This is a genomic window from Streptomyces sp. NPDC056144 (assembly GCF_042264145.1).
Lineage (GTDB): Bacteria > Actinomycetota > Actinomycetes > Streptomycetales > Streptomycetaceae > Streptomyces.
On sequence record NZ_JBHJVF010000001.1, the window covers coordinates 831,045 to 845,034 of the forward strand.

Here is a 13,990-nt window from a genome sequence, read left to right on the forward strand (position 1 = left end):
TGTGTTAGCGCTCACAATGTGACGCGTTCACCAGCTGACCGGGCCCATCTCCTTGAGGGCTCCAGGTACGACGCACGTCCCCGAGAGGAACCACGACATGGCCCACAGAACCCTCCGCGTCATCGCCGCCGCCGCCCTGGCCGGCAGTGTGCTGACCGCCTGCACCACCGAGCCCGCGACGACCGTGACCACCGGCGGTGCCGCCAAGGGCTCCTCCGACGGCAAGCTGGTGCTCGGGTTCGCGCAGGTGGGCGCCGAGAGCGGCTGGCGTACCGCCAACACCAAGTCCGTGCGCGACGCGGCCGAGAAGGCCGGCATCGAGCTGAAGTTCTCCGACGCCCAGCAGAAGCAGGAGAACCAGATCAAGGCGATCCGCACCTTCATCCAGCAGAAGGTCGACGTCATCGCCTTCTCGCCGGTGGTGGAGTCCGGCTGGGACACGGTTCTGAAGGAGGCCAAGAACGCCGGCATCCCGGTGATCCTGACCGACCGCGCGGTCGACTCCCAGGACACCTCGCTCTACCGCACCTTCCTCGGCTCCGACTTCGTCAAGGAGGGCAACGAGGCCGGCAAGTGGCTCGTGAAGGAGTCCGAGGGTTCCGCCGACACGGTCAACGTCGTCGAGCTCCAGGGCACCACCGGCTCCGCCCCCGCCAACGACCGCAAGGCGGGCTTCGCCGAGGCGATCAAGGGCACCCCCAAGATCAAGGTCGTCGCCTCCCAGACGGGTGACTTCACGCGCGCCAAGGGCAAGGAGGTCATGCAGGCCTTCCTCAAGTCCCACGAGGACATCGACGTCCTGTACGCCCACAACGACGACATGGCCCTGGGTGCCATCCAGGCCATCGAGGAGGCCGGCAAGAAGCCGGGCACCGACATCAAGGTGATCTCCGTCGACGGCATCAAGGACGCCTTCGTCGCCATGAAGGACAAGAAGATCAACGTCGTGGTCGAGTGCAACCCGCTCCTCGGCGACCAGCTGATGGAGCTCGCCAAGAAGGTCGCCGCCGGGGAGGACGTCCCGCGCCGGGTCGAGACCGAGGAAGGCGTCTTCACGCAGGACCAGGCCGAGGCCGCCCTGCCCAACCGCCAGTACTGACCCACCGCCCGTACGCACCGGGGGCGGCCCTCGCGCCGCCCCCGGACCCTCAGGAGAGGAGGGCGGATGGCAGCCCCACCCACCCCCCGCACACCCACCCCCGGCACACCGGCCTCCACCGGCCGGCCCGTCCTGGAAGCCCGCGGCATCCGCAAGGCGTTCCCCGGCGTCCTCGCCCTCGACGGCGTGGACCTGCGCCTCTTCCCCGGTGAGGTGCACGCCCTGATGGGCGAGAACGGAGCCGGCAAGTCCACCCTCATCAAGGTGCTCACCGGGGTCCACCCGCCCGACGCGGGGACCGTCACCGTCGACGGCGACCAGCGCCGCTTCTCCGAACCCCTGGAGGCCCAGCACGCCGGCATCAGCACGGTCTACCAGGAGGTGAACCTGTGCCCCAACCTCTCCGTGGCCGAGAACATCCTCATCGGCCGTGAACCCCGGCGCCTGGGACTCGTCCACTGGTCGGCCCTCCACGCGCGCGCGGAGCGGCTCATCACCGAGCTGGAGCTCGACCTCGACGTCCGCGCGCCGCTGAGCGCGCACTCGATCGCCGTCCAGCAGCTCGTCGCGATCGTGCGCGCCGTGGACGTCCAGGCGAAGGTCCTCGTCCTCGACGAGCCCACGTCGAGCCTCGACCGGGACGAGGTCGCCCAGCTCTTCACCCTGGTACGCCGGCTCCGCGACCGGGGCGTCGCCATCCTCTTCGTGACCCACTTCCTCGACCAGGTCTTCGACCTGTGCGACCGGGTCACCGTCCTGCGCAACGGCCGCCTCGAAGGCGAGTACCGGATCGACGAGCTGACGCCCGTCACCCTCGTCCACCGCATGGTCGGCGGCGAACTCCGCAGCCTGGACGAGCTCGCCGAGACCTCCCAGACCGGCACCGCCGCCACCCCCGGCGCCGCGGACGTCCCCTTCCTCAGCGCCCGCGGACTCGGAAGAACCGGCGCCGTCCAGCCGTACGACCTCGACATCCACCGGGGCGAGGTCATCGGCCTCGCCGGACTCCTCGGCTCCGGACGCACCGAGGCGGCCCGGCTGCTCTTCGGCGCGGACCACGCCGACGAGGGCGAGCTGCGGATCCACGGCGGACCCGCGGCCCTGCGCTCCCCGCGCGCCGCCATCGCCCACAAGATCGCCTTCTGCTCGGAGAACCGCAAGGCCGAGGGACTCATCGGCGAACTCACCGTCCGCGAGAACATCGTGCTGGCCCTCCAGGCCGCACGCGGCTGGACCAAACCCCTCTCCCGCGCCCGGCAGGACGAGATCGCCGCCCGCTGGATCGAGGTCCTCGACATCCGCCCGGCCGCCCCCGAGGCCCAGGTCCGCAACCTCAGCGGAGGCAACCAGCAGAAGGTGCTCCTCGCCCGGTGGCTGCTCACCGACCCCGAGCTGCTCATCCTGGACGAACCCACCCGGGGCATCGACATCGGCGCGAAGACGGAGATCCAGCGCCTGGTGAACCGCCTCGCCGCGGAGGGCACGGCGGTCCTCTACATCTCCGCCGAGCTGGAAGAGGTCCTGCGGCTGAGCCACCGGGTCGGCGTCCTGCGCGACCACCGGCTCGTCGCCACCCTCCCCAACGACACGACCCTGACGCCCGACCGCATCCTGGGCACCATCGCCACCGGAGCCACCTCATGACCCCACCTGACGACACCGGCGCCGGTACGCGCCCGGCCCGGGCGCCCGGCACCCGGCGGCTCACCGGACACCCCCTGTTCTGGCCCGCCGCCGTCCTCGCCGCCCTGCTGCTCGGCAACGTCGCGCTCACCCACGACTTCCTCGCCGTCCGCGTCCAGAACGGACACCTGTACGGCAGCCTCGTCGACATCCTCCAGTTCGGCGCCCCGCTGATCCTCGTGTCGCTCGGCATGACCCTGGTCATCGCGACCCGGGGAATCGACCTCTCGGTCGGCTCCACGGTCGCCATCGCCGGCGCCCTCGCCTGCGAGCACATCGCCACGGCGGCCGATCCCGGGGGCCTCGCCACCGTGTTCACCGCGATCGGGCTCGCGCTCGGCGTCGCCGCCGCGATCGGCCTGCTCAACGGCTTCCTCGTCGCCCGCCTCGGCGTCCAGCCCATCGTCGCCACGCTGGTGCTCATGGTCGCCGGTCGGGGCGTGGCCCAGCTCATCACCGACGGCCAGATCATCAGCGTGTCCAGCCCCGCCTACAAGATGATCGGCGGCGGATACTGGCTCACCCTCCCCTTCGCCGTCCTGCTCGCCGCCGCCCTCGTCGCCGTGACCTCCCTCGTCACCCGGCGGACCGCGCTCGGCATGCTCATCGAATCGGTGGGCGGCAACCCCGTGGCCAGCCGCCTCGTCGGCATCCGCGCCTCCGGACTCCTCGTCACCGTGTACGTCGTCAGCGCCCTGTGCGCCGCGGTCGCCGGACTGATGATCAGCTCCAACGTGTCCAGCGCCGACGGCAACAACGCGGGCCTCTGGATCGAGCTCGACGCGATCCTCGCCGTCGTCGTCGGCGGCACGGCCCTCACCGGCGGCCGCTTCTCCCTCGGCGGCACGGTCCTGGGTGCCCTCATCATCCAGACCCTCTCGACCACGATCTACACCCTCGGCGTGCCGCCGGAGACCACCCTCGTGTTCAAGGCCCTGGTCGTCATCGTGGTCTGTCTCGTCCAGTCGCCCGCGTTCCGCGCGCGGCTGTCGCGCAAGAGCGGCAGCCGAGGGCCGGCCACACCGGTCGTGCCCCCCGCCCCCGCCGACGTGACGGCCCGCCGGCAGGAGGTCCACCCGTGAGCACCACCCTCAGCTCCCTCGGCAAGCCGCTCCACCGGTTCTCGGTACGGCACGCCACCCGCCTCCCGCTCGTCGTGACGGCCACCCTGCTCGTCGCGATGTTCACGGTCGGCTCCCTGAACTACGAGGGCTTCTTCTCCGCGCAGGTCCTGCTCAACGTCCTCATCGACAACGGCTTCCTGCTCGTCGTCGCCATCGGCATGACCTTCGTCGTCCTCACCGGCGGGATCGACCTGTCCGTCGGCTCCATGGTGGCCCTCTCCACCATGCTGACGGCCTGGCTCGTCGAGCAGAACGGTCTCCCGCTCGCCCTCGCGGTGCCCGTGGTCCTGCTCGTGGGCGCGGGCGGCGGCGCCCTGATGGGCTGGGTGATCCACGCCTTCGAGATCCAGCCGTTCATCGTCACCCTCGCGGGCATGTTCCTCGCCCGCGGCCTCTGCTACATGATCAGCACCGAGTCCATCTCCATCACGGACCCCACGACCACCCGCATCGCGCAGACCCGGGTGCTGCTGCCCGGCGGCCTGTTCGTCTCGCCCGCCGTGATCATCGCCCTGGTGGTCCTCGCCGTCGCCTTCGTGGTCCTGCACCACACCCGCTTCGGCCGTACCGTCTACGCCCTGGGCGGCAGCGAGGCCTCGACCCGCCTCATGGGCCTGCCCGTGGGACGCACCAAGATCGCGGTCTACGCCGTGAGCGGTCTGTGCTCCGCCCTCGGCGGCCTGCTGCTGACCTTCTACATGCTGTCCGGCTACGCCCTGCACGCCGTCGGCATGGAACTCGACGCCATCGCCGCCGCCGTCATCGGCGGGACGCTGCTCACCGGCGGCTCCGGCTTCGTCCTCGGAACCGCGCTGGGCGTGACCGTCCTCGGCCTCATCCAGACCGTCATCAGCTTCCAGGGCACGCTCAGCTCCTGGTGGACGCGGATCGTCATCGGCGGCCTGCTGTTCGTCTTCATCCTCCTCCAGCGTCTCTTCGGCGGAGCCCGGCAGGCGGACTGACCCGCACGGCCGCCCCGGCCACCCCCGACCGCGCCCGGAACGGGGGCAGGGACCCCCTGCCCCCGTTCCGGGCCGTACGCCTCTTCGGACCCCCGGACACAAGGAAGACCCATGAACTCCTCATCGCCCGCCTTCACTTTCACCGGAGGGCCGCCGGTCCGCGCGCTCTGCCCGGACGGCGGGGAAAGCTGGACCTTCGGCTTCCCCGGCGGACTCAGGGCGGAGGTGCACACCCGCGGCGCCCGCCTCCACGCCCTGTGGGTGCCCGACCGTCACGGCACCCCCGCCGACGTCGTCCTCTCGCCCCGCGACCCGGCCCTGACGGCCACCGCCGCCCGGTACTTCGGCTCCACCGTCGGCCGCTACGCCAACCGCATCGCCCACGGCCGCTTCACCCTGGGGACGGAGACGTACCAGCTGACCACGCAGAAGGACGGCCACAGCCTGCACGGCGGAACGGACGGCTTCGACACCCGGCTCTGGGAAGCGGAGAGCGTGCACACCCCCGAGTGGACCGGTGTGCTCCTGCACCTGCGCAGCCCCGACGGCGACCAGGGCTTCCCGGGCAACCTCGACGTCACCGTCAGCTGTCTCGTCGGCCGCGACGACGAACTCGCCTTCTCCTACGCGGCGGTCACCGACGCCCCCACCCTGGTCAACCTGACCAACCACGCCTACTTCAACCTGGAGGGCGAGGCCTCCGGCGACGTCCTCGGTCACGAACTGGCCGTCGACGCCTCCCACTACACCCCGGTCGACGCGGACCTCATCCCCTCCGGAGACCATCTCCCCGTCGTCGGCACCGCGTTCGACCTCCGACGGCCGCTCGGGATCGCCGAGGCCCTCGCGCGGCCCGGCGCGGACGGCGGGTACGACCACAACTTCGTCCTGCACCCGCGCGCCGACGGCGCCCTCCGCCGGGCCGCCGTCCTGCGCTCGCCGGCCACCGGCCGCCGGATGGAGGTGCTCACCACGGAGCCCGGCATCCAGGTCTACAGCGCGGGGCAGTTCGACGGCACGGTGCTCGGCAAGAGCGGGACGCCGTACCGCGCCGGCGCCGGGATCGCCCTGGAGACCCAGCACTTCCCCGACTCCCCGAACCGCCCCGACGACCCGTCGACGGTGCTGTTCCCCGGCGACGAGTACCGGTCCAGGACGGTCCTCCGGTTCCGTACCGGCGCCTGAACCCCGCACCCGTACGAGGGACATGGCTGTGCCCGCCGGCGGGGAGGTGCCGGCGGGCACAGCCATGTCCAGGGCGGCCGGGTGTCAGGCGCCCGCCCTGCGCTTGTTCCACACGTCGAAACCGACGGCGGCGAGGAGCACGAGCCCCTTGATGACCTGCTGCCAGTCGGTGCCCACCCCGACGAGGTTCATGCCGTTGTTGAGCACGCCGAGGACCAGACCGCCGATGATGGCGCCCAGGACCGTGCCGACGCCCCCGCTCATCGACGCCCCGCCGATGAACGCGGCGGCGATGGCCTCCAGTTCGAAGTTCACGCCCGCCTTCGGCGAGGCCGCGTTGAAGCGGGCGGCGAAGACGAGTCCGGCGAGCGCCGCGAGCATCCCCATGTTCAGGAAGACCGCGAAGGTCACCTTCTTGTCCTTGACCCCGGAGAGCTTCGCCGCGGGGAGGTTGCCCCCGATCGCGTACACGTGGCGGCCGATCACCGCGTTGCGCATCACGTACCCGAAGGCCACGAGCAGCGCGGCGAGGATCAGGAGGACCACCGGGGCGCCCTTGTAGCTGGCGAGCAGCAGGGTGGTGACCAGGACGGCGGCGACGAGCGCCGTCACCTTCAGCGCGAACAGGCCCGCGGGGAGCGTCTCCAGGGTGAACTCCCGCTGGCGGCGCCGGTCCCGCACCTCCTGGAAGACCACGTAGGCGGCGAGGCCGAGACCGAGGAGCAGCGTCAGGTTGTGGTAGTTGGTCCGCGGCCCCACCTCGGGCAGGAAGCCGTTGGCGACCTTCTGCAGTCCGTTCGGGAACGGGCCGAGGGTCTGCCCCTTGAGGAAGATCTCCGTGAGCCCGCGGAACAGCAGCATGCCGGCGAGCGTCACGATGAACGACGGGATGCCGACGTACGCGATGAAGAAGCCCTGGAGCGCACCGGCGACCGCTCCGAGCAGGAGCGTCAGCACCACCGCCACCGGCCAGGAGACGTGGTGCTCGACCATGAGGACGGCTCCGAGGCCGCCGACCAGCGCCATGAGGGAGCCCACCGACAGGTCGATGTGCCCGGAGATGATGACGATCATCATGCCGATGGCCAGGATGAGGATGTAGCTGTTCTGCAGCACCAGGTTGGAGACGTTGCGCGGCAGCAGCAGGTCGCCGCCCGTCCAGATCTGGAAGAGCAGCACGATCAGGCCGAGCGCGAAGAGCATCCCGTACTGCCGCATGTTCCGCCGGACGCCGTCCAGGAGCACCCGGAGCACCGGTGTCCCGGTGGACGGTGACCCGCCGCCCGGGGGCGCCGAGGCGGTCTTTTCCGTGCTGACGTCGGTGCTCATGCCTGGTGTCCTTCGCTGGAGGCGGCGCCGGTGGGGAGCGCCGATGGCGCGGGGGAGTCCTGCGTCATGTGCCGCATCAGGACTTCCTGGGTGGCGTCCGCGCGGCCGACCTCGCCGGTCAGCCGCCCGGCGGCCATGGTGTAGAAGCGGTCGCACATGCCGAGCAGTTCGGGCAGCTCGGAGGAGATGAAGAGGATCGCCTTGCCCTCGGCGGCGAGCCGGTCGATGACCGTGTAGATCTCGTACTTCGCCCCCACGTCGACCCCGCGCGTGGGCTCGTCGAGGATGAGGACGTCGGGTCCGGCGAGGATCCACTTGCTGAGGACGACCTTCTGCTGGTTGCCGCCGGAGAGGCGGCCGACCGGTTCGAGGACGTTCGGCGACTTGATGTTCATGGTCCGCCGGAACCGCTCGGCGACCTTGCGCTCCTCGTGCCCGTCGACGATCCCGCGGCGGGCGAGGTCGCCGAGCGACGCGAGCGAGATGTTCCGGCTCACGGAGTCGCCGAGGTCGAGACCGTAGTGCTTGCGGTCCTCGGTGACGTACGCGATGCCTTCGGCGACGGCCTCGGGGACGGTACGGGTCCGGACCTCGCGCCCGTCCCTGAGCACCGTGCCCCGCTCGTACCGGCCGTAGGAGCGCCCGAAGACGCTCATGGCGAGTTCGGTCCTGCCCGCCCCCATGAGCCCGGCGACGCCGACGATCTCCCCGCGCCCGACCTGGAGCGACACCCCGTCGACCACCTTGCGGGCGCGGTCGAGCGGGTGACGCACGGTCCAGTCCCGGATCTCCAGGACGGGTGCGGTGCCGGCCGGCCCCTCGTACGGCGTGCGCGCGGGGAAGCGGCTGTCGAGGTCCCGGCCCACCATGCCGCGGATGATGCGCTCCTCGGTGGTGGCCGGGTCCCTGACGTCGAGGGTCTCGATGGAACGCCCGTCGCGCAGGATCGTGACGGAGTCGGCGATCCGGGCGATCTCGTTCAGCTTGTGCGAGATGATGATCGAGGTGATGCCCTGGTCCTTCAGCTCGCCCATGAGGCGCAGCAGCTTCGCGCTGTCCTCGTCGTTGAGGGCTGCCGTGGGCTCGTCGAGGATCAGCAGGCGGACGTCCTTCGCCAGCGCCTTGGCGATCTCCACCAGCTGCTGCTTGCCCACGCCGATGTCGGCGACGCGGGTCTCGGGGTGCTCGTCGAGACCGACCCGGGCCAGCAGCTCCGACGCGCGGCGCAGCGACTCGCGCCAGTCGATGATCCCGCGCCGGGACCGCCGGGTCGGTTCGTTGCCGAGGAAGATGTTCTCGGCGATCGACAGGTAGGGAACGAGGGCGAGTTCCTGGTGGATGATGACGATGCCGCGCTGCTCGCTGGCCCGGATGTCCCGGAAGCGGCAGACCTCGCCGTCGAAGAGGATCTCGCCCTCGTACGTGCCGTGCGGGTGGACGCCGGAGAGGACCTTCATGAGGGTCGACTTCCCGGCGCCGTTCTCCCCGCACAGGGCGTGGACCTCGCCGCGCGCCACGGACAGGGTCACGTCGGAGAGCGCCCTGACGCCGGGGAAGGTCTTGACGATGGAGCGCATTTCGAGGACGGGGCCCTCGGGGGTGGAGGCGGGGGTGGGGTTGGGGGTGGAGGCGGGGGCGGGGGTCACTTCAGGGCGCCCGCGTCGATGTAACCGGAGTCGACCACGACCTTCTGGTAGTTCGTCCTGTCGACGCTGACCGGTTCGAGCAGGAAGGCCGGGACGACCTTCTTGCCGTTGTTGTAGGTCTTGTCGTCGTTGATCTCCGGCTTCTTGCCGTCGAGGACGGCGGCCACCATGTCGGCGGCGACCTGCGCGAGCGCGCGGGTGTCCTTGTAGACGGTCTGGGTCTGCTCGCCCGCGATGATCGACTTCACGGAGGCGACCTCCGCGTCCTGGCCGGTGACGACCGGCAGCGGCTTGGCCTTGCTCCCGTAGTCGTCGGACTTGAGGGCGGACAGGATGCCGATGGAGATGCCGTCGTAGGGGGAGAGGACGGCGTCGACGCGGGACGAGGCGTACGCGGAGGTCAGCAGGTCGTCCATGCGCTTCTGGGCCGTACCGCCGTCCCAGCGCAGCGTGGTGACCTGGTTCAGCTGGGTCTGCCCGGAGCGCACCACCAGCTGCTTCTTGTCCATGTACGGCTTCAGGACCTTCATGGCGCCGTTGAAGAAGTACTTGGTGTTGTTGTCGTCGTTGGAGCCGGCGAACAGCTCGATGTTGAACGGGCCCTTCTTCGCCCCGGCCTTCAGCCCCAGCTTGTCGACGATGTACGTGGCCTGGAGCTCGCCGACCTTCTCGTTGTCGAAGGAGGCGTAGTAGTCGATGTGCGGGGAGCCCAGGATGAGCCGGTCGTAGGAGATCACCGGGATGTGGGCGTCGGCGGCCTGCTGGAGGACGTTGGAGAGGGCCTCGCCGTTGATGGCGGCCACGACCAGGGCGTCCACGCCCTGGGTGATCATGTTCTCGATCTGGGCGACCTGCTGGTCGGGGTCGTCCTCGCCGTACTGCAGGGTCGTGGCGAACCCGGCCTTCTTCAGGCTGTCCGTCATGTTCTTGCCGTCGGCGATCCACCGTTCCGAGGACTTGGTGGGCATCGCGATGCCGATGGTGAGGTCCTTCTTGTCCTTCGTCTCCGCGCTGCCGCCCTCGCTGCTCTGCCCGCAGGCGGTCAGGAGCAGGGCGCCGCCGGTGGTCACGGCCAGGAGGGCGGATGAGGATCGGAACTTCTTCATGGGGGGCTTACCCATCCCGTCGTCGAAAGCGGCTCCGACCGGGTCGGGCCTGGGGCGGCGCGTGTCCGCGCACCGCTGGGACGGCACCGTTCCGGTGGGGGTGGTCCAGGGCGTCGGCACCCCGGACGAGAGAGATTGTTAGCGCTCACAACGCCGTGATACAAGAGGCGATAAGGTTTTTCTGACATCGATGCACAACCGAGAGCACGGAGAAGGGAGGCGAACGTGGCGCAGGCAGCGGAAGACGTCCGCCCGCCGACGATGGCCGACGTCGCACGAGAGGCGGGGGTCTCCCACCAGACCGTCTCCCGGGTGCTGAGCGGCCACCCCAACGTGCGCCCGGCCACCCGCGACCAGGTCACCGAGGCCATCGAGCGCCTCGGCTACCGCCGCAACTCCGCCGCGCGCGCCCTCGTCACCCGCCGTACGAGGACACTGGGCGTCATCGCCGTCAACACCGCCCTCTACGGCCCCGCCAGCACCCTGACCGGCCTGGAGGAAGCGGCACGCGAGGAGGGCTACCTCGTCTCGACCGTCAGCCTGCGGCCCGGACAGGGGCAGGGACTCAAGGACGCCATCGACCACCTCGCGGCCTGGGGCGTGGAAGGCGTCGTCGCCATCACCCCGCAGCGCTCGCACGTCCAGGCGCTCGCCGAACTCGACGCGCCCTTCCCCGTGGTCACCGTCGAGGGCGGACACCGGCTCGACCTGCCCAGCGTCTCCCTCGACCAGGAGCTCGGCGCCCGCATGGTCACCGAGCACCTGCTCGCCGCCGGACACCGCACCGTCTGGCACGTGGCGGGACCCGAGGACTGGCTGGAGAGCGAGGCCCGGGCCGCGGGATGGCGCGCGGTCCTGGAGGAGAACGGCATCCGTCCCCCGCGCGTCCTGACCGGGGACTGGAGCCCGCTGTCCGGGTACCGGGCGGGACAGGAACTCGCGGGCCTCGCCCTCGCCCGCCGCGGGGCGACCCCCGTCACGGCCGTCTTCGTCGCCAACGACCAGATGGCGCTCGGCGTCCTGCGGGCACTGCGGGAGGGCGGGATCCGCACGCCCGCGCAGGTCGCCGTCGCCGGCTTCGACGACATCCCGGAGGCCGAGTACTTCCCGCCGCCGCTGACGACGGTCCGCCAGGACTTCGCCGCGATCGGCCGCCGCAGCATCCGGCTCCTGGTGGACCACATCGAGGGCCGCGCCAAGAAGGCCGAACACCTTCTGGTGCAGCCGCAACTCATCATGCGCGCGAGCACCCGGCCTTCGGTCGAGGGCTGACGTTGCGGGGCGGAGTGGTGGGGCTGGCGCCGTGGGGCTGGCGTTGCGACGCCTGACGTGGCGGTGCTGACGCGGTGGGCCTGGCGTTGCGACGCCTGACGCGATGGGTCTGACGCGGTGGGACCGGCCTCGCGGCGCCTGACGCGGCGAGGGTGAAGCGGCGGGCGCGGGTGGACGGGTCTGACGCGGTGGGTGTGAACCGGCCGGCGTGCACCGGCGGGTTGGCCGCAGTCGGCGTGAAGCAGTGGGCGTGAAGCCGGTCGCCTCCCGCCCGGCTCCGTACGCCTCCCGCCCCCCGACCATCGACCACTCGCCGTCCGGCGGTCGTGCGAGGGTCGCGCGTTCGCGGGCCGCCGGGTGGCTCGCCCGGCGGGCTGGACGGGTCCTTGTCCCCGCCCGCCGCCACGCGTGCCACGTTCCGCCCGTACGGGTAGGGGGCATCGCTCCGAACAGGAGGCGGGCCTCGTCGGCCCGTCGTGCGCTGCGAGCCCGGGCGCCGGTCGGACCCGCGCGAGCCCGCTCGGCGCGCACGCGTCGAGGGCGCCCGGTCGCCCCGTGGCGGGTGCCGCCTTCCGCCCCTCCGCCGGCCGGAGCCCGGTCCGTACGGGCCGTCCTGACCGCCTCGGAGGCGTGCTTCGGCGCGGCGGCCGCAACACCTTGAGGTGAGCGCTCACTTTCAAGGCCTCGATTTCGCGCCGAATGTTCGAGAGAGTGCCGCTCAGCTCTTGTCCAACAGGAATGTGAGCGTTAACAATCAGGGTGCTCCCAGGTCCCCGTACATGACGAGAGAGACGCATCGTGACCCCACACGCCCCGTCCGGCCCCGAGGCCCGACTCCACCCCGAGGCCTGCACCGTCGGCGTCGACTTCGGCACCCTCTCCGGGCGCGCCGTCGTCGTCCGGGTGCGGGACGGCGCCGAGCTCGGCGCGGCGGTCCACGCGTACCGCCACGCCGTCATCGAGGACCGGCTTCCCGGTGCCCAGGCGTCCCTGCCCCCCGACTGGGCGCTCCAGCACCCCGAGGACTGGTGCGAGGTCCTGCGTACCGCCGTTCCGGCCGCGCTCGCCGACGCCGGGGTCGACGCGGCCCACGTCATCGGCATCGCCACCGACTTCACCGCCTGCACGGTCCTGCCGACCACCCAGGACGGCACCCCGCTCGCCCTCACCCGCGAGTGGGCCGACCACCCGCACGCCTGGCCCAAGCTGTGGAAGCACCACGCCGCCCAGGAGCAGGCCGACCGCATCAACGCCCTCGCGCACGCCCGCGGCGAGAAGTGGATCCCCCGGTACGGCGGCAAGATCTCCTCCGAGTGGCAGTACGCCAAGGCCCTCCAGGTCCTGGAGGAGGACCCGGCCGTCTACGCCGCCTGCGCCCGCTGGATCGAGGCGGCCGACTGGATCGTCTGGCGGCTCACCGGCGCCGAGTCCCGCAACACCTGCACCGCCGGTTACAAGGGCATCCACCAGGACGGCGCCTACCCGTCCCCGGACTTCCTCTCCGCGCTCCACCCCGACTTCGCGGACTTCCCCGCCACGCGCCTGGAGCACCCGCTGTCGCCCCTGGGCTCCCGGGTCGGCGGACTGAGCGCCGAGGCGGCGCGCTGGACCGGGCTCCCCGAGGGCATCGCCGTCGCGGCCGGGAACGTCGACGCCCACGTCGCCGCCCCCGCCGCCGGTGCCGTGGAGAACGGCCGGATGCTCGCCATCATGGGCACGTCCACCTGCCACGTCCTCAACGGCGCCACCCTCTCCGAGGTCCCCGGCATCTGCGGGGTCGTCGACGGCGGCATCGTCGAGGGCGCCTACGGCTACGAGGCCGGCCAGAGCGCGGTCGGCGACATCTTCGCCTGGTGGCTCCGGCAGGGCGTACCGGAGCACTACCGGGCCGAGGCCGAGGCGTCCGGCGAGGACCTGCACCAGCTCCTCACCCGCAAGTCGGCCGGCCAGCCCGTCGGCGCGCACGGGCTCGTCGCCCTGGACTGGATGAACGGCAACCGCTCCCCGCTGGTCGACCACCACCTCTCCGGCGTCATCGCCGGTCTCACCCTCGACACCCGGCCCGAGGACGTCTACCGGGCCCTGCTCGAATCCACCGCCTACGGCACCCGGATCATCGTCGAGACCTTCGAGGACGGCGGGATACCCGTCGAGGAGTTCATCGTCACCGGAGGCCTGCGGAAGAACGCGCTGCTCATGCAGATCTACGCCGACGTCCTCCGCCGCCCGGTCTCCCTCGGCACCTCCGAACAGGGCCCCGCGCTCGGCTCCGCCATCCACGCCGCCGTCGCCGCGGGCGTGTACCCCGACGTCCGCTCCGCCGCCGCCGCGATGGGCAGCGTCCAGCGCCACGCCTACCTGCCCGACCCGGACCGCGCGGACGCCTACGACGCGCTGTTCGGCGAGTACCGCGCCCTGCACGAGCACTTCGGCACCGGCGCGGACCTGCTCCTGCACCGACTGCGCCGCATCCGCAACACGGCCCGCGTCGTCACCCCCACCGCCTGACCGAGGGCGCCCCCCCCCGTACGCCCCCCGCACTTCCGCACCCGCACGTTCGCACCCGCGTTTCCGAGGAGCACAC

General features: G+C 71.4%; 10 protein-coding genes. 7 read left to right on the top strand and 3 right to left on the bottom strand.

Features of this window, described 5'->3' with window-relative positions:
* Window positions 1–97 precede the first annotated feature (97 nt).
* From ACFC0Z_RS03570 to ACFC0Z_RS03590, 5 genes are all read left to right on the top strand, one after another.
* Window positions 98–1,099, top strand: a complete 1,002-nt coding sequence (locus ACFC0Z_RS03570; RefSeq protein ID WP_376432294.1) for an ABC transporter substrate-binding protein — start codon at window positions 98–100, stop codon at window positions 1,097–1,099.
* Window positions 1,100–1,165: 66 nt separating this feature from the next.
* A complete protein-coding gene (locus tag ACFC0Z_RS03575; protein ID WP_376432295.1) occupies window positions 1,166–2,743 on the top strand; it encodes a sugar ABC transporter ATP-binding protein in 1,578 nt (525 codons plus the stop codon).
* Window positions 2,740–3,864 (top strand): ABC transporter permease, encoded by a 1,125-nt coding sequence (locus tag ACFC0Z_RS03580; RefSeq protein ID WP_376432296.1) that lies wholly within the window; start codon window positions 2,740–2,742, stop codon window positions 3,862–3,864. Before ACFC0Z_RS03575 ends, ACFC0Z_RS03580 begins: the two co-directional genes overlap by 4 nt.
* Window positions 3,861–4,868 carry a galactofuranose ABC transporter, permease protein YjfF gene (yjfF, locus tag ACFC0Z_RS03585; RefSeq protein ID WP_376432298.1) on the top strand — a complete coding sequence of 336 codons (1,008 nt, stop codon included), beginning with the start codon at window positions 3,861–3,863 and terminating at the stop codon, window positions 4,866–4,868. Before ACFC0Z_RS03580 ends, yjfF begins: the two co-directional genes overlap by 4 nt.
* Before the next feature lie 111 nt (window positions 4,869–4,979).
* Window positions 4,980–6,053 carry an aldose epimerase family protein gene (locus ACFC0Z_RS03590; RefSeq protein WP_376432300.1) on the top strand — a complete coding sequence of 358 codons (1,074 nt, stop codon included), beginning with the start codon at window positions 4,980–4,982 and terminating at the stop codon, window positions 6,051–6,053.
* Between the two features lie 84 nt (window positions 6,054–6,137).
* On the opposite strand, the gene mmsB is transcribed toward ACFC0Z_RS03590, so the two are convergent.
* From mmsB to chvE, 3 genes are read right to left on the bottom strand one after another with little or no spacing between them, the layout of a single operon-like run.
* A complete protein-coding gene (gene mmsB / locus ACFC0Z_RS03595) occupies window positions 6,138–7,382 on the bottom strand; it encodes a multiple monosaccharide ABC transporter permease (protein WP_376432302.1) in 1,245 nt (414 codons plus the stop codon).
* Window positions 7,379–9,028: a multiple monosaccharide ABC transporter ATP-binding protein gene (gene mmsA, locus ACFC0Z_RS03600; protein WP_376432304.1), complete on the bottom strand. Its 1,650-nt coding sequence runs from the start codon at window positions 9,026–9,028 to the stop codon at window positions 7,379–7,381. Before mmsA ends, mmsB begins: the two co-directional genes overlap by 4 nt.
* Complete coding sequence (gene chvE, locus ACFC0Z_RS03605) at window positions 9,025–10,134, bottom strand: multiple monosaccharide ABC transporter substrate-binding protein (protein ID WP_376432306.1); 1,110 nt, start codon at window positions 10,132–10,134, stop codon at window positions 9,025–9,027. Before chvE ends, mmsA begins: the two co-directional genes overlap by 4 nt.
* A 225-nt stretch (window positions 10,135–10,359) precedes the next feature.
* Between chvE and ACFC0Z_RS03610 the strand changes: the two genes are divergently transcribed.
* A complete protein-coding gene (locus tag ACFC0Z_RS03610; RefSeq protein WP_376432308.1) occupies window positions 10,360–11,406 on the top strand; it encodes a LacI family DNA-binding transcriptional regulator in 1,047 nt (348 codons plus the stop codon).
* Between the two features lie 798 nt (window positions 11,407–12,204).
* On the top strand, window positions 12,205–13,914 hold the full coding sequence (araB, locus tag ACFC0Z_RS03615; RefSeq protein ID WP_376432310.1) for a ribulokinase: 1,710 nt from the start codon (window positions 12,205–12,207) through the stop codon (window positions 13,912–13,914).
* Window positions 13,915–13,990 lie beyond the last annotated feature (76 nt).